Origin of the sequence: Limisphaera sp. 4302-co, assembly GCF_049537155.1 — a bacterium.
In the GTDB taxonomy this organism is placed as follows: Bacteria; Verrucomicrobiota; Verrucomicrobiia; order Limisphaerales; family Limisphaeraceae; genus Limisphaera.
In genome coordinates, this window is the sequence record NZ_JBMVQZ010000011.1 from 1 (window position 1) to 16,656 (window position 16,656).

A 16,656-nucleotide genomic window follows, 5' to 3' on the forward strand; every position below is an offset into this window, starting at 1 on the left:
TTGGGGCGGGGACGAACTGGGCCAGAGCCTGCGCTGGAGCACCAACACGGTCAATCGGCTGAGCCAGTACACCGGCCGGACGGTGCCGGGATATGTGGGGGTGTCCGGGGAGGCTGCCGAGGCGGCGACGGTGACGTTGTGGTGGGGGAGCAACGAATGGGCGCGGGCGATTCAGCAGGGCCGGTACTGGTACGGTGAGGCTGTGGTGAACAACGCGACGGGCTCGGTCTGGGTGGTGATTACGAACCTGGGCGTGGTGCGGGGCCAACCGGACCGGGTGCAGTCGGAGACGCGGTCGGCCTTTGTGCCGCAGACGCCGGAGCTGCTGATCCACGATCTGGACGGCAACCTTGTCCGGGACGGCAGGTGGCTGTACTATTGGGATGCTGAGAACCGGCTGACGAGGGTGATCACCGTGGCGGGTCCATCGTCCAGCTTTCGTCGGGTGGAATGGAAGTACGACGCCTGGGGTCGGCGGACAAGGCAGACTTCGTACGTCTTGAGCAACGGGGTGTGGCAGGTGGTGGAGGACTTGAAGTTCGTGAGCGATCCTGAGCTGTTCGGCCGTCACATCGCCGAACTGAATGCGACGAACAACGCCTTGGTGCGTGCGTACGTGTGGGGCTTGGATCTGTCGGAGACCCTCGAGGGCGCCGGTGGTGTTGGTGGGCTGTTGTGGGTTCGGATGGCCACCGGCCCTGCCGCAGGCACCCACTTCGTCACCTACGACGGCAACGGGAACGTGTGGAACCTGGTTTCGGCGTCCACGGGCACCGAAACCGCCCGGTACGAGTACGGTCCCTTTGGCGAGCCCGTCCGCCTGAGCGGTCCTGCGGCCCGTACCAATCCCTTCCGCTTCAGCACCGAACGCACCGAAGACTTCACCGGTTTGCTTCTTTACGAATACCGGGCGTATAGTCCCAGCTTGGGCCGCTGGTTGAGCAGGGATCTCATTGAGGAGGCTGGTGGACACAACCTAAAGAGCATGCTCGCCAATGATCCCGTGGCAGGCACCGATGCTATGGGTCTTGACGCGGTTGGGAAGGCATATCAGGAAGATGGTATGCTCGGGCATGCTGCGTTGGAAGTAGCTGGACGAGGGTACGGCTTTGGCCACTGGAAGTTGCGTGTGTTCTTCTCTGTCGGGACTACCAGAGGGTACGAAGCAACAGTGAAGCCTCGGCGAGTCTGGCAATTGGAGATAACCAGGAAGGGGAAGTTCAAAGACGACGCGGGCGGAAGCTGTTGTTCTGCAACGGCAGAGAGAATTATACAATGCGCCGAGTATTTTAAGCGGACATGGGAAGGTAGTTCTTACTCTGCGTCGCGAAATTGCCGGTCCTACGTCAACGCGATAATTAGGAGCTGCTGCCTCGTGCGAGGTAGGGAATGGCATGAATCTGCCGAGGAAGAGGATACATGATCCGCACAAAACGAGGTCAGGAAGTGCCAGCGTGCCAAGGGAGTGGTGAGGTCGCGGTGTGGTGGATACGCGTGGCGCTGGCAACTGCCCTGGTGGGCGTGGTGTTTGGGGCATGGGTGCACAGACAGCGCATGTTACGCGCAATGGAATATAACGCCTGCATGCACGCGCTGAAAACATGGCAGGACTACCGGCGGCATGGGATTGTAACCCAAAAGGAGTCGACGGTTCTGTTGGCTTTTTCTTGCAATTATGCGGTTGTGTTGGATGGGGTGACGAACGAGTGTCAGGTTGGCATTTTATGGGGTTGGGCCGGCGGGGAGAAACTGCTTCTTTTCGTTACCCACGATGGTCGGGTGATTTCGTACGGCCGCGTAAGCGATGAACGGTACCTCATGTGTCCCTAGATGTAAGATGGCCGGAATGCCCGTTGCGGCCGGAGACACGGAAATACGCACGTTGAAGCTACAACCTATCCAACAACCATTGACAAGCATTTGTGACGTAGTCATCATGCAGTTGAGCTGACACTTACAGACAGGCTGTTGGATTGCTTTTGCACGCGCATTTCGGATCCTCACGGGAACCCGAAGGGCCACCGTCCGCGGACCAATAAGCGGAAAACACGGGCGGGAGTTGCCGGGCTCTTGGCCAACGGAGCCAAATGGAAGGATCTGCCTCGACTGTTCGGGTCGAGAAGGGCGGCTCAGCTGGTCTTCCAGTGCATGGTACGGCAGGGGATATGCGAGCGGTCGTTGCGCGGGGGCAACTTCGGAAACCGCAGCGGTAGCATCGGCTCCACGAATGCTTTTGGGATTCGGCGTGTTGTGGACCCCGGGGTAGCAGCGGTCCATTACGAGACTCTGGTGGGGGAGGCGGCGGTGGTCGATTCAGGAATATCAGTGGTGGCAGTGACAGACGCGGGGGAAATGGCTCAAAGAGCACCACCGAGGAGCGGAGAACACAGAGGTGTCACAGAGGTGGAGACGGGCTGGGAGCCTGTGAAGGCGCGGGTACGGCTTTACCTGCCCTGTGATTGCCGGAGGGTGGCAGAGCCTTGCTGGCCACTGACGGCGGCTGTATAGTTGGGATGCTGAGAACCGGCTGACGAGGGTGATCACGGTGGCGGGTCCTTCATCCAGCTTCTGTCGTGTGGACTGGAAGTACGACGCGATGGGTCGGCGGGTGCGGCAGACGTCGTACGTCTTGAGCAACGGGGTGTGGCAGGTGGTGGAGGACGTGAAGTTCGTGAGCGATCCTGAGCTGTTCGGTCGTCACGTGGCGGAGTTGCATGCCACCAACAACAGCTTGGTGCGTGCGTACATCTGGGGCCTGGACCTCTCAGAGACCCTCGGCGGCGGCGGAGGGGTGGGAGGGCTGCTGTGGGTTCGGCTGGCCACCGGCCCTGCCGCGGGCACGCGCTTCGTCTGCTACGACGGCAACGGGAACGTGTGGAACGTGGTGTCGGCCACCACCGGCACCGAAAGGGCCCGCTACGAATACGGTCCCTTTGGCGAACCCCTCCGCCTGAGCGGCCCTGCGGCCCGTACCAATCCCTTCCGTTTCTCCACCAAGCGCACCGAGTACTTTACTGGCTTGGTCCTGTACGAGTACCGCGCATACAGTCCAACCTTGGGCCGCTGGTTGAGCAGGGATCCTAAAGGGGAACACGGCGGCCGGAATCTTCATTGTTTTGTGGTCAACGCGCCACCCCGGCTTTGGGATCGGCTTGGACTGGACTACTGGATCGTTATTGCGAAGGGCGTGTGCGGTATCAACCATTGGGTGATGGTCGGTGACGATGGTGCTGGGGGTGCGTATGCGATTGAGTTCGGTCCTGACACAACTAAACCCTTCTCGCCACGCAGGATCTGTGGCCGGGGAAAGTTTACATATCAACACCTGCCGGAAGCGGCGACAAATGTCGTGTCGAGGTACGAAGGGGTCGTCAACCACGTGCACACAAGTGAGCAGGTGGACAAGGGATTAGCGGAGGCAGCGGCGTCCTTGGGCGATACAACTATGACGTACTGCATTTTAATCAATGATTGCCGCAGCATTGTTGATTGTGTGTACGAGAAGCTGGCCGAAAACCTCATCCGAGAATTCGAACAGATGTGGTCGGACATTGTTGAAAATGCGTCGAAAGCGCAAGACCAAGAGGGAGAGCCACACAGTAGGGACCTGCGTGGCAGAATCTTGCGGACTGTGGCAGCATCAGGACCCCGTGGAGGAACATGACGGCCACGTGGATATCGTCTGGAGAGGGCTATGCTCAATCGCTCGATAGGAAGACCACTAAGGTGGGGTCTGATCGGGCATTTCAGCGGCTGGCCAATGAGAGTCGTACGCACGCAAAGAGGTACGCCTACCACTGGGAGACGGCGTCGCTGGGCTGCAGCGGAGGTCGACTTGGCGATAGAGCCTCTGTAGCATCTACATGTGGCATCCCTGGTATCGGCTCGCACACCCAGAGTTGACGGTTGCAGAAATCAATGCTGATGAGGTGGGGCTGGCCTCGGGAGAAAGCGTATGGCCACGATGACAAAACGGCGAGTGTTCAAAATCTGCGGGGCTTTGCTGGGGCTGGTCGTTTTGGCAAAGGTCTGTGACTGCGTGCTTCCGTACGGTCTTGAGGATCGAAAGAGGATCGATACGATAAGAGCCCTGCTGAATCTTGGAGCGTGGCGGGCGGAGGGTATGCCGGCCTCCTATACGTACAGTAACCATTCGCGGATATTTATGGTGTTTCCGACGAATGTCGTGATAAAAGGTGTTCGGGTTGAAACCATGTTTTTGTACCGCGATCATTGGACGGAATTGTACGGGCATTATCTGGTCTCGACCAATGGGGATGTCGTCTGGCTACCGAAGCGGGGGAGGCCGGAGTGGATGGCAAAAGGCGAGCGTCCGGTGTGGTATAAGTGAGGCGGTGTGAGCTTGCGATGCCGGCGCGCCCCTGTAGTCCTCTGTTGGTGGGGACGCCGGTGGGCAGGTGAGTGAGAACGGGAGCATGAAGGCAAGATGTGTGTCTGCATGGCGCGCAGCAGCCATTCAAAGCCGCAGCGGTGATCGGGGGACGGCGCCTCGGGCCGGCAGTCGGGGAATTGAGACGACGTTTATGATCGCCGCGATCCTCCTAGCGGCGTGACGCACGGGTGACGTTGCGAGTAAGGGGTAGAGGACATGTGGCGGAGAGTTGAATCGCGATTGAGCCCGCACGCGGGGGAATTGAACGCGACGAACGGCTCGCCGGTACAGGCGTACATCTGTGGCCTGGACGTCTCAAAGACCGTGGACGGCGCCGGAGGGGTGGGTGGGCTGTTGTGGGTTCGGGCTGGCACCGGACCTGCTTCTAGCACGCATTTTGTGTGCTACGACGGCAACGGGAACGTGTGGAACCTGGTGTCGGCCACCACCGGCACTGAAACCGCCCGTTACGAATACGGTCCTTCTGGCGAGCCCCTCCGCCTGAGCGGCCCTGCGGTCTGGTTGAACCCCTTCCGCTTCAGCACCAAACGCTCCGAGGATTTCACCGGGCTGGTCCTGTACGAATACCGCGCCTACAATCCCACCCTTGGCCGCTGGCTGAGCCGGGATCCTATAGAGGAACGTGGAGGGCTTGGTCTGCTGGTCCTGGCTGGCAATGCCTCAGTGGTCCGAATAGACTTTCTCGGCCTGGACGCCCGGGCACCCAACAGACCCGGGCCGACCGGCAAGCAGGTCACGGCGTGTGTAATGAGGTGTTCGGTGGAGGTTGGTTTAGTGGACTGGATCCGAAAAAAGCTTGATGCCGTTGATTTCTGTTCGAAGCTCAGAGGTTGGTGCTGGGATCAAGCCGCTGCTCCGCACGAGTCCGACCGGGTGCCTGAGGTGAAAGAGTGGGTGTCGGAGGACATCGCGGCAAAAAGCGGATCTAAATGGGTGCGGTTCGGCGCTTGTTTAAGCCAGTGCCTCGGTGGTCCCAACTATGAGGACGTTTCCATGCTCGTTGGGACGGGCAAGCTCAGGTGTGACTTCGTGCGCCGAACGGTGTTTGTGGACGTGCCGATCTTGGTGGGCGGTGTGCTCGGTTGGGAGGATTTTTCCTTTCCATTCGAAGCCCAACTCATTATGCATCGCTTTGAATGCAAACTTCTTTTCGGGGATTGCTGTGCTTGTCGCAGAGAGTGAGCCAGGTTGAGTGTCCCGCACATGTCGAAACCTATAAGCACGTGAACTGCACCGGCAAACAATGACTATGTTGAGACACGCGAGAATGTGCCTTGCCTTGGTGGAGGCTTTGTTGTTGGCACTGGTGTGGTATATCCTTTTGAGGTGGGCCGCCGATGAATCCACGCTGCCACAGAGGTATGCAAGGGAGGTTGAGCTGTTTCGAGCCAAGCACCCTGAACTTGCAGCATGGTACATTAACTTCGAACCGCTGTCGCCGGAATTTGTACAGATGCACGCCAGTCTGGCCAATGCAGGTGTGACTGGAAAACAGAAAGGGTTCATGAGTCGTGTGGAGGATCCGGAGGCAATGGAAAAGTGGCTGACCAGATTGGCCAACGCGTGGACGAACATGTATATGGAGTGGTACTGGGAAGGCGTTTACAAACCGGGGACAGGGAGGCCTTTCTTTATCAAGTATGGATTTTTTGTGCCAGAAAAGCAAACGGTGCATAGCGGGAGTGGCCTGTTGATCTTGTCCCATGGGCGAGTTGCCGGGTGGGTGCAGTATTGATACGGGGATGCCGTTTGGTAGCGGCGTCAACGTGGTTGGACCAGACGGAGGGGCAGGAAGGCGTCGGAGCCTTGTAAGTAGCCGCTGAGAGGCGAAACTGGACAGCGCGACATCGGCAATGAGGAGGAGACGGCTCGGCAAGGGGTTGGGACGGTTGAAGACGCACGGCGCGGTTGGAATGCGTGGGACACGCGGCGCGGCGTTGGCCAGGAGGAAGCATGCCCGTGGAGCGGGACTCTGGGCAGGAAGGGCAAATGACGATCTGTGTGCGGGGCACTGGAACGAAGATCGGTGAGAGAGCCAACGTCAAATGCATCCGCATGGAAGGAATGGCCGCCAAGGAAGTGGCCGGGTTGGTAGCTGTTCAGGCTCTTCGGCCGGGACAGCTCGCGGATGAGCTGCGCTTTGGGGAGCGGCCTGGAGAGATCCCGGCTCGGGGAGGGTGGACGGTGACTGGTGGAGGCTCTGCGGTGCACCGTCGTACGAGTGCTCGGCGTTCATGATGGCTGACTGCACGTGGGATCATGGACATGCTCGTCGGTGCGGGTTGCAGAACCGAGACCGTCCTGATTGCGCGAATGTACGGGCGCGGCCGAGCGGTGTTGCGCTCGACCGTGGCGCTCGGGGCGTGGTTCATATCGCATGCCGGCTTCTAGGGGAGTGCGGGCCAAGACCGTGCCACGTGTGAAGAAATCGTGTGGGAGGCAGCATCAGGCGGCTGGTGGTGAGTAGCGGAACCTTCGCACGGACAGGGCAAGCGCAGCTGGGTATGGAACAGAAACTGGCTTCAGTCGACAAAGTGGACGGACTACGGACGACCAGACTCCTGATGTGGTTGGCCCGGTTTGGAACATTGACGGCCGCCGTTGCCATCCCGGGGTGGGAATACCTGGCCCGGGAGCATCCGAGGCTGGCGTTGTGGGTGGTCGATCCCACCGCCGCAAGTTGTGTACAGGTTATGGAACCGGTTGGGCCGGGTGGTATCTGGTTTGTAACGCGACGGATGGCAGAAACAGACTTCGAGGTACTGACGCTGGCTTTAGAGCGGGGACGTTGCAATCCGCCGGAGACAAACTGGTGGAGGGAATTGTTGGCGTCGGTCGAAAGCCATGATTGGTTTCTGTCTGGGCTGAGGGAGTATCAGGAGGGAGTCAACAGGGGAGGCGTGAGTTTATACTTTGAACGGGTGAGCCGCGTGGGTAGCCGCATTGTGTTGACGAATGGAGTGATGGTGCTTCAGCACGGTGAAATCGTGTACCATTACCCTCCGCTGGAAGCTTTGGACAGTCCACGTTTGGAAGGAGAACAAACGAGAACCTATGAGCGGCCGCCTTGGGAAAGTGACAGGTAGAACCTGTCCCAAAAGCATTTTCAAGCGTTTGTGACGTAGTCATCATGCAGTTGTGTTGAAAGTTACGGGGAGGCTGCTGAAATGGTTTTACGCACGCATTCCGGATCCTCCCAAGAACTGCAAAGGCTGCCGCCCCCGAACCGGCAAGCGCAAGGCTCTGGCCGGGAGCTTCTGGTTGCTGGCCAACGGAGCCAAATGGAAGGATCTGCCGCGACAGTTCGGCACCAAAAGCGCCGTGCACCGGTTCTTCCAACGGCTGGTGCGGGAGGGAGTGTTCGAACGGCTGTTGCAGGAGGCCGGGCAACTGGTGGAGGAGCGCGGAGAGTATCGGCTGTATGAATGCTTTCCGGATGCGGCGTTCTGTCCGGCACGTGGTGGAGGCGACGGGATCGGGCGCACGAAGGTGGGCAAGGGGGTGAAGATCCTCATTGCCGTGGACGCCCGGGGATTGCCGATTGCGGTGCAGAGCTGTTCGGCCCGGCCGCATGAGTCGACTCTGGCGCAGGGGTGGTTCGATCTCATGCTTACGAAGGAGGTCCCGGAGCGGGTGGTGGGCGACAAGGCCTGGGAGAGCGATGCACTGGACCGGGCGTTTGCGGCGCGAGGCATGGAGCTGATGGCGCCGCACCGGAGCAGTCGTCGGCCGGAGAATCGCACGCAGGACGGCCGGTCGCTGCGGCGGTATCGTCGGCGGTGGGTGGTGGAGCGTACGCTGGCCCGGCTGCTGCATTTTCGGCGGCTGTGCGTCAGGTGGGAGAAGTCGAGCCGGGCTTTTGAGGCGTATTTGCAGATGGCCTGCGCGTTCTTGCTGGTCCGGCAGGTCCTGGTCTGAACAGCAAACGGGGCGATTCCGCGCCTCCGTTGACCGAGCTTTCGGGCAGCGGGTCACCGGCAGATGGGAGGCCTTTCTGTTCCTACGACATTTGCAGCTCTCAAGAGCGGCTCTGACTCCTGCCCGACCGTGTCCTGCGTGTCGAGTGTGCCTTCTCAGCTGTAGCCAACCCATGGCTATCGCGCCTTGAAACGACTTGGACATCGGGTTTAGGGATAGGTTCCAGCCTGTGGGCACGATGGGGGCCGTTGGAAGGCGGCGGGGCAGGACGCCATGGGGAGGGCACGGGTGGAGGAGCGCGTCCGGGGCGCGGGGCGGGCTCGTGGGTCTCAAGTGCTCGAGACGGCTGGGGCGGGGCGGGTGGTGCCGAGGCCGGCGCGGGCGAGCTCGGCGGCGCCCCAGCGGAGGAGGCGTTCGGTGGTTTCCCAGCTGATGCAGGGGTCGGTGATGGAGACGCCGTAGCGGAGTTCGTGAACGGGCCGTGGGAAGGGTTGGTTGCCTTCGAAGAGGTTGCTTTCGAGCATGATGCCCACGAGGGACAGGGTGCCGTTGCAGCGTTGCTGGATGACGCTGCGCCAGACGTCCTCTTGTCGGGCCGGGATTTTGGCGGAGTTGGCGTGGCTGCAGTCGACCATGATGACCTGGGGCAGCCCGGCGGCGGCGAGTTGTTGTTCGGCTTGGCGGATGCTTTCGGGATCGTAGTTGGGGCGTTGGCGTCCGCCGCGGAGGACGATGTGGCCCCAAGGGTTGCCCGTGGTGCGGACGATGCTGGTGATGCCGTCCTCGTCCACGCCGAGGAAAGCGTGGGGGTGACGGGCGGCTTGCATGGCGTCAATGGCCACTTGAAGGCTGCCGTCGGTCCCGTTTTTGAATCCGACGGGCATGGAGAGGCCGCTGGCCATTTCGCGGTGGGTTTGGGACTCGGTGGTGCGGGCGCCGATGGCGGCCCAGGAGATGAGATCGGCGATGTATTGGGGGACGATGGGATCGAGGAACTCGGTTCCGGCGGGCAGGCCCATGCGGGTGATCTCGAGCAGGAGGGAACGGGCGCGGCGCAGGCCGGTTTCGATGTCGTAGGTGCCGTCGAGGTGGGGGTCGTTGATGAGTCCTTTCCAGCCGATGGTGGTGCGCGGTTTTTCGAAGTAGACGCGCATCACGATTTCGAAGGTATCGTGGAGTTCGCGGCGGAGGGCGGCCAAGCGCCGGGCGTAATCGAGGGCGGCTTCCGGGTCATGAATGGAGCAGGGGCCGACGAGGACCAGGATTCGGGAATCGGACCGGTCAAGGATGCGCTGGACGGCTTCGCGACCGGCGACGACGGTGCGAGCGGCTGCCTGGTCCAGAGGCAGCTCGGCCAGCATGGCCCGGGGGGGCTTGAGCCGGATGAGTTCCCGGACATGGACGTTTTGCACGCGAACCATACAGGCAACATTATCGTCGGCGCATCGGGCTTGCAAAGGCTGGAGAACGGGACCGGTCCGGGTCGGGGCGTGGCCGGGCGGGGGAAACCGGGCCGGAGTGGAGTGCAGGTGGGCACAGGACGTGGGTGGTGAAGGTTGGCCGGGAACATGGTGTGTTTTTTGCTGCTCCGGCTTGACGTCCCACCGGTTGGGGTGTTAGCTGGGGGAGCCGCGACGGGTTGTGGCGGCTGGGTATGCGTTGTCCGAAATGCGGGTGTCTGGAGGATCGCGTGGTGGATTCCCGGTCCTCACGCGAGGGGGCGACGATTCGACGTCGGCGCGAGTGCACCCGTTGCGGGTATCGGTTCACGACCTACGAGCACATCGAGCACGAGGATTTGGTGGTGCGGAAGCGGGACGGGCGGCGGGAACCGTTTTCGCGGGAGAAACTGGCGTCCGGGATTGCGAAGGCTTGTGAGAAGCGGCCGGTGAGCACGGAGGCCGTGGAGGGGTTGATCGAGCGGGTGATGCAGGCGTTGCGTGAGCGGTACGATCGCGAGGTGCCGGCCGAGGCGATTGGTCACCTGGTGATGGAGGAACTGCGGCGGCTGGATCAGGTGGCGTATGTGCGATTTGCCAGTGTGTACCGTCGGTTTCAGGAGGCGACGGATTTTGTGCAGGAGGTGCGGCGACTGGAGGGGGCGTCATGATTCTTTTGGGCAGTGATTATCTGGTGTTCGAGCTGGCGAGCGGGGAACGGGTCCCTTGTTCGGCCGAGAGCATCGTGGGCGAGTTGATTGGGGACGGGTCGCCTGCGTGTGACGCGGAGGTGTTGGAGGAGACGGTGCGGGCGGTGTTTCACTATTTCCGGCACGATCTGGCGCGGGAGGCGGTGACGCTGGAGGAGTTCACGCGCACGTTGGAACAGGCCTTGCGGGGGCTGGCGCAGGAGATGCGGTCGTGCGGGCCGAGGACGGGGCTGGAGCGGGCGCGGTCGGAGGATCTTTTGACGTTGGCGCATGCGGCCGGGGGCGGGGAGTTGTTCTTCTTTGCCGAATTGCGTCGGGCGGTTCAGACTCAGTTGCGCCTGACGCCGGCGCGTGTCCGGTTTTGCGGGTTGCGCGCCTGTGTGAAACGGTTGTTGGGGGTGCGTCGATGGTGTCCGCGGTGCGAGGCGTTGCGGGAGCGCATTGTGGAGTACCTGCGTGCATGTGTGCGTGCCCATGCCAGCGGCGAGTGCCTGCTGGTGGTGGAATGAGGTGGGTGCCGGTGCGGCCGTGGGCGCGGGCCGGCCGGCAGGGTTCGGATCAGAGGAGATCGTGACATGAGCAAGACCATCTTTCAGAATATCTGTGACGGGGAACTGCCGGCGCGGATCGTGTATCAGGACGATCTGGTGGTGGCGTTTCACGACATCAACCCGCAGGCGCCGACGCATGTGTTGATCGTGCCGCGCAAACCGATCCGGAACCTCGCCTCGGTGACGCCTGAAGACGCGCCGCTGCTGGGTCATTTGATGGTGAAGGCTGCTGAGGTGGCGCGGCAGCTGGGGCTGGCCGAGGAGGGCTGGCGGATGGTTTTCAACAGCGGGCCCAACGCCGGGGAGGCGGTGCCGCATTTGCACGGTCACATCCTGGGCGGGCGCAAGATGGGCTGGCCGCCCGGTTGATCGGGTGGGTCGGGAGGAGGGCCGTGGGGGTGGCGCCGGCTCGTGAGAAACGCCCGGGGCCGGGCAAACTTTCCTCTGGCCACCTGCGCTGGCAGATGCGCATGCTGACAGTGGTGAATGGAGTTGGAGACGATGCGGTTGGACCCGGGCCGGCCTTGAGGCATTCGCGAAGGGTGGGTGGCCGCGGTGAAGGGTTCGGCCGGTGGCGACCGTATCGAGCCGGGTGAAAACGATGAAGCCGTACACCTCCCAAACCAAGGTCCGTTCCTCCGAGTCACAGGGATTGTCGCGCCGCAGCTTTCTGCGCCGCGGCGTGATGGCGGCTGCTGCTGCGTGGGCGTTTCCGCAGGTGCTGCCGCGGAGTGTGTTGGGGGCGCCGGGTCGGCCCGGGCCGAACGAGCAGATTGGTGTGGGATTCATCGGGATGGGCCGGCAGGCGGGCAATCTTTTACAGGGGCTGTTGCGGTTGCCGGAGGCGCGGCTGGTGGCGGTGGCGGACGTGAACCTGCCGCGGGCTCAGGCGGTGACGAAGCAACACGGGGGCGAGGCGTATCAGGATTTCCGGCGGCTGTTGGAGAGGAAGGACGTGGACGCGATCATCACGGCCACGCCGGAGCACTGGCGAGCGTACATCTGCATCAGTGCCTGCCAGGCCGGCAAGGACGTGTACGCGGAGAAGCCGGTGTCGCTGACCATCCGGGACGGGCGGCTGATCGTGCAGGCGGCGCGGAAGTACAACCGGGTTTTCCAGGTGGGCAGCCAGCAACGGTCCATGTGGATTGACATTGAGGCGTGTCATGCGCTGCGCCGTGGTGACTGGGGCAGGATCCAGAAGGTGCTCTACATGAACTATCCCACGCCGTGGGAGTGTGCGCTGCCGGAGCAGAAGATCCCGGAAGGGTTGGACTGGGACATGTGGTGTGGTCCGACGCCTGTGGTGCCGTACAATCGGGACCTTTACCTGCCGCGTGCCAATCCGGGTTGGTTGTCGTTCCGGCCGTACTCGGGCGGGGAGATGACCGGCTGGGGTTCGCACGGGTTCGACATGATCCAGATGGCGCTGGGGATGGACGACAGCGGCCCGGTGGAGGTTTGGATCGAGGGCGAGAAGCTCATTCCGCCGGTGTACACGCAGCCGGAGCCGAAGGACCGCGGCGACCGCATTTGCAGCGAGGCGCGGGTGTACTTCAAGTACGCGAACGGGGTGGTACTGGAACCGAGCGACGACCCGAGGCCACCCGGGTTCGGCGCGATATTCATCACGGACCGTGGCCGGTTCCGCGTGGACCGCGGTCGGGTGGAATCGGAGCCGGAGGAATATGCGATCGAACTGTTGAAGCGGCGGCCCCGCGATTTCAACGACGACCACATCAAGAACTGGCTGGACTGCATCAAGACGCGGCAGCGACCCAACGCCGACGTGGAGATTGGTCATCGTTCCGCGACGGTGTGTCATCTGGGCAACATTGCGCGGTGGGTGGGGCGTCGGCTGCGCTGGGACCCGGTGCGCGAGATCTTCCCGGACGATCCCGAGGCCAATCAGTATCTGGAGCGGGAACGGCGGAAGCCCTGGCAACATCCGGAAAAGGTCTGAGCACCTACGAAAATGGGACGCACACCTGGCAAGGGTTGGACCGGGTCGCTTCGGGTGTTGTTGGCGGTGTTGTCGGGGGGCGCGTGTGCGGTTCTGCTGTTGACGGCCTGCCGGCAGACGGGCGCGGGCGGCACGGGCGCGCCGCGGGTGGAATTCGTGCGGGACGATGCGCAGGGCCGGTTGGAGGTGCGGATCGGGGGCCGACCGGCCTTCAGGTACGTTTACGGCGAGGATTGGGACCTGCCGCACTTTTATCCGATTTACAGTCCGTCCGGCCGATCCATGACGGTGCAGAAGGCCGAGCCGTATCCGCACCATCGCTCGTTCTGGTTCGCCGACACGGTGGAGCTGGCGGGGCACCGGCAGGCGTCGTTTTACAACGCTTTCTACACGGGTGCGGGCGGGCCCAAGGACCCGCACGCGCCGTTTCGGGATCGGATTCGGCACGATCGTTTTCTGTCATGGGCGCCGGGCCGTGGGGAGGGCCGGCTTCGTTGGCGGTTGATCTGGGAGATGGATCACGGTCGGACGCCCGTGCTGGAGGAGGAGCGGCAGATGCGGGTGGTGGCGCTGGAGGGGGGAGAGTACTTTCTCGACATCCGCTTCACGGTCACCGCGGCGTACGGCCCGGTCATCTTCCGCAGCGACGCGGTTCATTATGCCTGGCCGTATGTTCGGATGAACGACCGGTTCAACACCAACGGGATGGGCCGGTTGGTGAATTCCGAGGGCGGTGTGGGTCAGGCGGGCACGCATGACAAGCCGGCACGGTGGGTGGATTTTTCGCGGACCGGCGTGCCGGATGCAGAGGGACTGGCGCTTTTCAGTCACCCGTCCAATCCGCATCCGCACACCTGGCTGACGCGGGACTACGGGACGTTCGGTCCGCGGCGTGAGGCTGCCCGGAGCGGGAGACCGTTCACGTTGGCCGCGGGCGACTCGCTGGGCACGCGCGTGGGGCTGCTGATCCATCGCGGGGATGTGCAAAGCGGCCGGGTGGCTGAACGGTACCGGGCCTGGAGCGAGGGCCGTCTGTGAGTGGCCCGGGGGACGGCGGTGTTCCGAGGGGAGTGTCGCTGCCGGGCGGGCTCACCCGCAGGGGTCCAGCCTCAAGTGTTCCACAATGCAATCGCCGGGGCCGATGTGCAGGACGGCCACGGTGCGTTCGTGACCGGCGCGGGGTCGGCCTGCGTAACCGGGGTTGAGGAAGAGGGCTCCGTGGTGATGGTTCCGGTAGGGACGGTGGGTGTGACCGAACACCACGCCGTGAAGTTCACCGCGGGCGATCCGTTCCAGCAGGGACGGGCCGGGTCGGGCCGGCTCCACGATGTGACGGATGAGGAAGCGCCGGTCCTCAACCTGAACGACCTCGCTTTCGCGCAGCGGGAGGTTCCAATCGTTGTTGCCCAGCACGGCGGTCACGGGGGCGATCAGCTCGAGTTCGGTGAGAATGGATGCCGGGCCGATGTCTCCGGCGTGCCAAATGGCGTCCACACCGTCGAACAACTCGGCCACGCGCGGGTCGAGGTAACCGTGGGTGTCGGAGATGACGCCGATGCGCATGGGCCGTGCGTGTGGAGGAGGTTTTCGGGATTGCCGGCGGCGGTGTGGGGAATCTTTGCAGGCGTTGCATCCTGCCGGGGTTGGTTTCGATCAGGCCGGTTGGGGGCCGCCCTCAGGTTCGGCTGATTCCTCGGGTTCTTGTGCCGCGGGGAGGGGGTCTTTTTCCGCGGGTGATTCGGCCGGGGCGGTCAGGCGCGCGGCCACGCTGAACAGGGCGGTGAACAGGCCGCTGCTGAGGAGCGTGTTGCGGAAGAATTCCCATGTGGGCGGCCATCCGCTGGCGCCGAGGGTCAGCGCGCGCAACCAGCCCTGGAGGGTCCGCGTGTATTCCGGGTGGCCGAAGGGATTGAACCACCAGGCGGCGGTGTTGGTGATGAGGTAGAACAGGATGGCGCCCAGGAGCCCGCCGCCCAGCAGGGTCAGGAGCGAACTGTGAGGTTTGAAGCAACGTCCGAGAAGGATCAGGGCGGCGTAGGCCACGTAGTTGAAGCCCAGAGCGAGCAGGGCCGGGGTGGAGAGGACGTCGTAGCCGAGGCCGAAGGCGTACCAGGCGGTCAGTGCGAGGTCGGTCAGCGCGAGGGTCCCCAGGGGCAGCCACCAGGCCAGGGCCCCTCGGAAGAACACGCCTGCGCAGAAGGCAAAGGCGTAAGCGGCGCTGAAGTTGGGCGGGAGGAGTCCCGGAATCCTCGTCAGCGCGAAAACCAGGGCAAACAGCAACGGCCAAGCGATCCTCGCCATCACCGCCCCATCATAGAGCAGCGGTGTCGAGTGACAAGCGGCCCTGCCGCGCCGGGCGCAGCTGGGCTTTTCCGGGGCCCGGACCGATTCCGGCGGACGCCGGGTGATCCGGGGGATTCACTTGCGAAGGGGGTCCGGCTCCTCTAGGGTTGAGCGGTCTCGAACCGGGGAGCGGTGTTCGTCCGATGCAAACCACCACGGTAATTGGTTACGACTCGAAGGTGGAGGGCGACGTGGTGATCACGCGCCTGGAAGCCGCGTTGAACTGGTTTCGGCAGTATTCTCTCTGGCCGATGCCGATGGGGCTGGCCTGTTGTGCCATCGAACTGATGGCGGCGGGGGCCAGCCGGTTCGACATTGCGCGGTTTGGCGCGGAGGTGATGCGTTTCAGCCCCAGGCAATCGGACGTGATGATCGTTTCGGGCACGGTCACGTACAAGATGGCCCTGGTGGTGCGGCGTCTCTACGAGCAGATGGCCGAGCCCAAGTGGGTGATCGCGATGGGTGCCTGTGCCTCGACGGGCGGGATGTACCGGAGCTATGCGGTGTTGCAGGGTGTGGACCGGATCCTGCCGGTGGACGTTTATGTGGCGGGGTGTCCGCCGCGGCCGGAGGCCCTGTTGGATGCGCTGATCAAGTTGCAGGGCAAGGTGCGGCGCGAACCGGTCTTGCGAACGCTCAAGCGACCGGGGCCGGCGTTGCCGGTGCGGCCGCCGGCAAGGCAGATGGAGTTGCAGCCATGACCGCGCTCGAACTGGCCCATCAACTGCGCGAACGATTCGGCGGGGTCCTGGGCCAGCCGGAGGAGTTTCGCGGGGAGGTGAGTCTGGATCTGGCGGATCCGGAGCGGGTGGCGGAGGTTTGCCGGGCGGCGCGGGACGAGTTGGGCTTCGACCTGTTGCTGGACATCACCAGTGTGGACAACCAAGACCGGCCGCCGCGGTGGTTGCTGGTCTATCACCTTTACAGTTTGCGGCACGGGCAGATGTTGCGTTTGCGCACCCGGGTGCCGGAAGAGCGGTCCGAGCTGCCGACGGTGACCGGCGTGTGGCCGGCGGCGGATTGGCACGAGCGGGAGGTTTACGACATGATGGGGATCCGGTTCCGCGGGCATCCGGATCTGCGCCGGATCCTGATGTGGGAGGGGTATCCGTACCATCCGTTGAGGAAGGATTTTCCGCTGGGCGGTTTGCCGAGCGAGGTGCCCGGGGTGGCGTTTACGGAGGTGGCGCCCCTGGAGGGCGGGCCGTTTGTGACCACGCCGGGGGCTGCGGATGCCATTCATCGTGAGCCCCGGGCCAAGCCGGGGCCGACCGAGGGCTGAACCGGGTCGGACGCAGCCGGGGAGCGGCGACCGGCC

Annotated in this window: 16 protein-coding genes; 13 read left to right on the forward strand and 3 right to left on the reverse strand. The window is 63.1% G+C overall.

Annotated elements, in window-relative coordinates:
• The 6 genes from ACPDIX_RS11345 to ACPDIX_RS11370 form a co-directional block, all read left to right on the forward strand.
• On the forward strand, positions 1-1,423 hold a 1,423-nt coding region (locus ACPDIX_RS11345; protein WP_423431913.1), incomplete at its 5' end, for an RHS repeat-associated core domain-containing protein.
• 1,122 nt (positions 1,424-2,545) lie between these two features.
• Positions 2,546-3,664, forward strand: coding sequence for an RHS repeat-associated core domain-containing protein (locus ACPDIX_RS11350; protein ID WP_423431914.1), 1,119 nt, complete (start codon positions 2,546-2,548; stop codon positions 3,662-3,664).
• 291 nt (positions 3,665-3,955) lie between these two features.
• The gene (locus tag ACPDIX_RS11355) at positions 3,956-4,351 is read left to right on the forward strand and encodes a hypothetical protein (protein WP_423431915.1); all 396 of its coding nucleotides are present in this window, start codon (positions 3,956-3,958) and stop codon (positions 4,349-4,351) included.
• Positions 4,352-4,609: 258 nt separating this feature from the next.
• Positions 4,610-5,596, forward strand: a complete 987-nt coding sequence (locus tag ACPDIX_RS11360; RefSeq protein ID WP_423431916.1) for an RHS repeat domain-containing protein — start codon at positions 4,610-4,612, stop codon at positions 5,594-5,596.
• Between the two features lie 97 nt (positions 5,597-5,693).
• The gene (locus ACPDIX_RS11365; protein ID WP_423431917.1) at positions 5,694-6,149 is read left to right on the forward strand and encodes a hypothetical protein; all 456 of its coding nucleotides are present in this window, start codon (positions 5,694-5,696) and stop codon (positions 6,147-6,149) included.
• A 1,403-nt stretch (positions 6,150-7,552) separates the two neighbouring features.
• Positions 7,553-8,332, forward strand: coding sequence for an IS5 family transposase (locus tag ACPDIX_RS11370; protein WP_423431918.1), 780 nt, complete (start codon positions 7,553-7,555; stop codon positions 8,330-8,332).
• A gap of 329 nt (positions 8,333-8,661) precedes the next feature.
• Here the strand turns inward: ACPDIX_RS11370 and ACPDIX_RS11375 are convergent, their stop codons facing one another.
• Positions 8,662-9,753 (reverse strand): 3-deoxy-7-phosphoheptulonate synthase, encoded by a 1,092-nt coding sequence (locus ACPDIX_RS11375; RefSeq protein WP_423431919.1) that lies wholly within the window; start codon positions 9,751-9,753, stop codon positions 8,662-8,664.
• A gap of 233 nt (positions 9,754-9,986) precedes the next feature.
• Between ACPDIX_RS11375 and nrdR the strand changes: the two genes are divergently transcribed.
• The 5 genes from nrdR to ACPDIX_RS11400 all read left to right on the forward strand — a co-directional run bounded on the left by nrdR (position 9,987) and on the right by ACPDIX_RS11400 (position 14,033).
• Positions 9,987-10,442, forward strand: a complete 456-nt coding sequence (gene nrdR / locus ACPDIX_RS11380) for a transcriptional regulator NrdR (RefSeq protein ID WP_423431920.1) — start codon at positions 9,987-9,989, stop codon at positions 10,440-10,442.
• On the forward strand, positions 10,439-10,990 hold the full coding sequence (locus ACPDIX_RS11385) for a hypothetical protein (protein WP_423431921.1): 552 nt from the start codon (positions 10,439-10,441) through the stop codon (positions 10,988-10,990). Before nrdR ends, ACPDIX_RS11385 begins: the two co-directional genes overlap by 4 nt.
• Before the next feature lie 66 nt (positions 10,991-11,056).
• Positions 11,057-11,401 carry a histidine triad nucleotide-binding protein gene (locus tag ACPDIX_RS11390; RefSeq protein ID WP_423431922.1) on the forward strand — a complete coding sequence of 115 codons (345 nt, stop codon included), beginning with the start codon at positions 11,057-11,059 and terminating at the stop codon, positions 11,399-11,401.
• Between the two features lie 232 nt (positions 11,402-11,633).
• Entirely contained in the window at positions 11,634-12,995 is a 1,362-nt protein-coding gene (locus ACPDIX_RS11395; protein WP_423432032.1) for a Gfo/Idh/MocA family protein, read from the forward strand.
• A gap of 12 nt (positions 12,996-13,007) precedes the next feature.
• Positions 13,008-14,033, forward strand: coding sequence for a DUF6807 family protein (locus ACPDIX_RS11400; protein ID WP_423431923.1), 1,026 nt, complete (start codon positions 13,008-13,010; stop codon positions 14,031-14,033).
• Positions 14,034-14,084: 51 nt separating this feature from the next.
• Here ACPDIX_RS11400 and ACPDIX_RS11405 read toward each other — a convergent pair whose 3' ends face one another.
• Both ACPDIX_RS11405 and ACPDIX_RS11410 read right to left on the reverse strand, forming a co-directional pair.
• A complete protein-coding gene (locus ACPDIX_RS11405; RefSeq protein WP_423431924.1) occupies positions 14,085-14,558 on the reverse strand; it encodes a metallophosphoesterase family protein in 474 nt (157 codons plus the stop codon).
• A 90-nt stretch (positions 14,559-14,648) separates the two neighbouring features.
• Entirely contained in the window at positions 14,649-15,296 is a 648-nt protein-coding gene (locus ACPDIX_RS11410; protein WP_423431925.1) for a DUF6580 family putative transport protein, read from the reverse strand.
• A gap of 185 nt (positions 15,297-15,481) precedes the next feature.
• Here ACPDIX_RS11410 and nuoB point away from each other — a divergent pair, with 185 nt between their 5' ends.
• Together nuoB and ACPDIX_RS11420 are read left to right on the forward strand one after the other, a co-directional pair.
• Complete coding sequence (gene nuoB / locus ACPDIX_RS11415; RefSeq protein ID WP_423431926.1) at positions 15,482-16,039, forward strand: NADH-quinone oxidoreductase subunit NuoB; 558 nt, start codon at positions 15,482-15,484, stop codon at positions 16,037-16,039.
• Positions 16,036-16,620 carry an NADH-quinone oxidoreductase subunit C gene (locus tag ACPDIX_RS11420; RefSeq protein WP_423431927.1) on the forward strand — a complete coding sequence of 195 codons (585 nt, stop codon included), beginning with the start codon at positions 16,036-16,038 and terminating at the stop codon, positions 16,618-16,620. Before nuoB ends, ACPDIX_RS11420 begins: the two co-directional genes overlap by 4 nt.
• Positions 16,621-16,656 lie beyond the last annotated feature (36 nt).

Excerpts from the sequence above, each read along its gene's own strand:
- ACPDIX_RS11355 (WP_423431915.1), top strand. The coding sequence starts at position 3,956 with ATGGCCACGATGACAAAACGGCGAGTGTTCAAAATCTGCGGGGCTTTG.
- ACPDIX_RS11360 (WP_423431916.1), top strand. The coding sequence starts at position 4,610 with ATGTGGCGGAGAGTTGAATCGCGATTGAGCCCGCACGCGGGGGAATTG.
- ACPDIX_RS11375 (WP_423431919.1), bottom strand. The coding sequence starts at position 9,753 with ATGGTTCGCGTGCAAAACGTCCATGTCCGGGAACTCATCCGGCTCAAG.
- nrdR (WP_423431920.1), top strand. The coding sequence starts at position 9,987 with ATGCGTTGTCCGAAATGCGGGTGTCTGGAGGATCGCGTGGTGGATTCC.
- ACPDIX_RS11385 (WP_423431921.1), top strand. The coding sequence starts at position 10,439 with ATGATTCTTTTGGGCAGTGATTATCTGGTGTTCGAGCTGGCGAGCGGG.
- ACPDIX_RS11390 (WP_423431922.1), top strand. The coding sequence starts at position 11,057 with ATGAGCAAGACCATCTTTCAGAATATCTGTGACGGGGAACTGCCGGCG.
- ACPDIX_RS11395 (WP_423432032.1), top strand. The coding sequence starts at position 11,634 with ATGAAGCCGTACACCTCCCAAACCAAGGTCCGTTCCTCCGAGTCACAG.
- ACPDIX_RS11400 (WP_423431923.1), top strand. The coding sequence starts at position 13,008 with ATGGGACGCACACCTGGCAAGGGTTGGACCGGGTCGCTTCGGGTGTTG.
- ACPDIX_RS11405 (WP_423431924.1), bottom strand. The coding sequence starts at position 14,558 with ATGCGCATCGGCGTCATCTCCGACACCCACGGTTACCTCGACCCGCGC.
- ACPDIX_RS11410 (WP_423431925.1), bottom strand. The coding sequence starts at position 15,296 with ATGGCGAGGATCGCTTGGCCGTTGCTGTTTGCCCTGGTTTTCGCGCTG.
- nuoB (WP_423431926.1), top strand. The coding sequence starts at position 15,482 with ATGCAAACCACCACGGTAATTGGTTACGACTCGAAGGTGGAGGGCGAC.
- ACPDIX_RS11420 (WP_423431927.1), top strand. The coding sequence starts at position 16,036 with ATGACCGCGCTCGAACTGGCCCATCAACTGCGCGAACGATTCGGCGGG.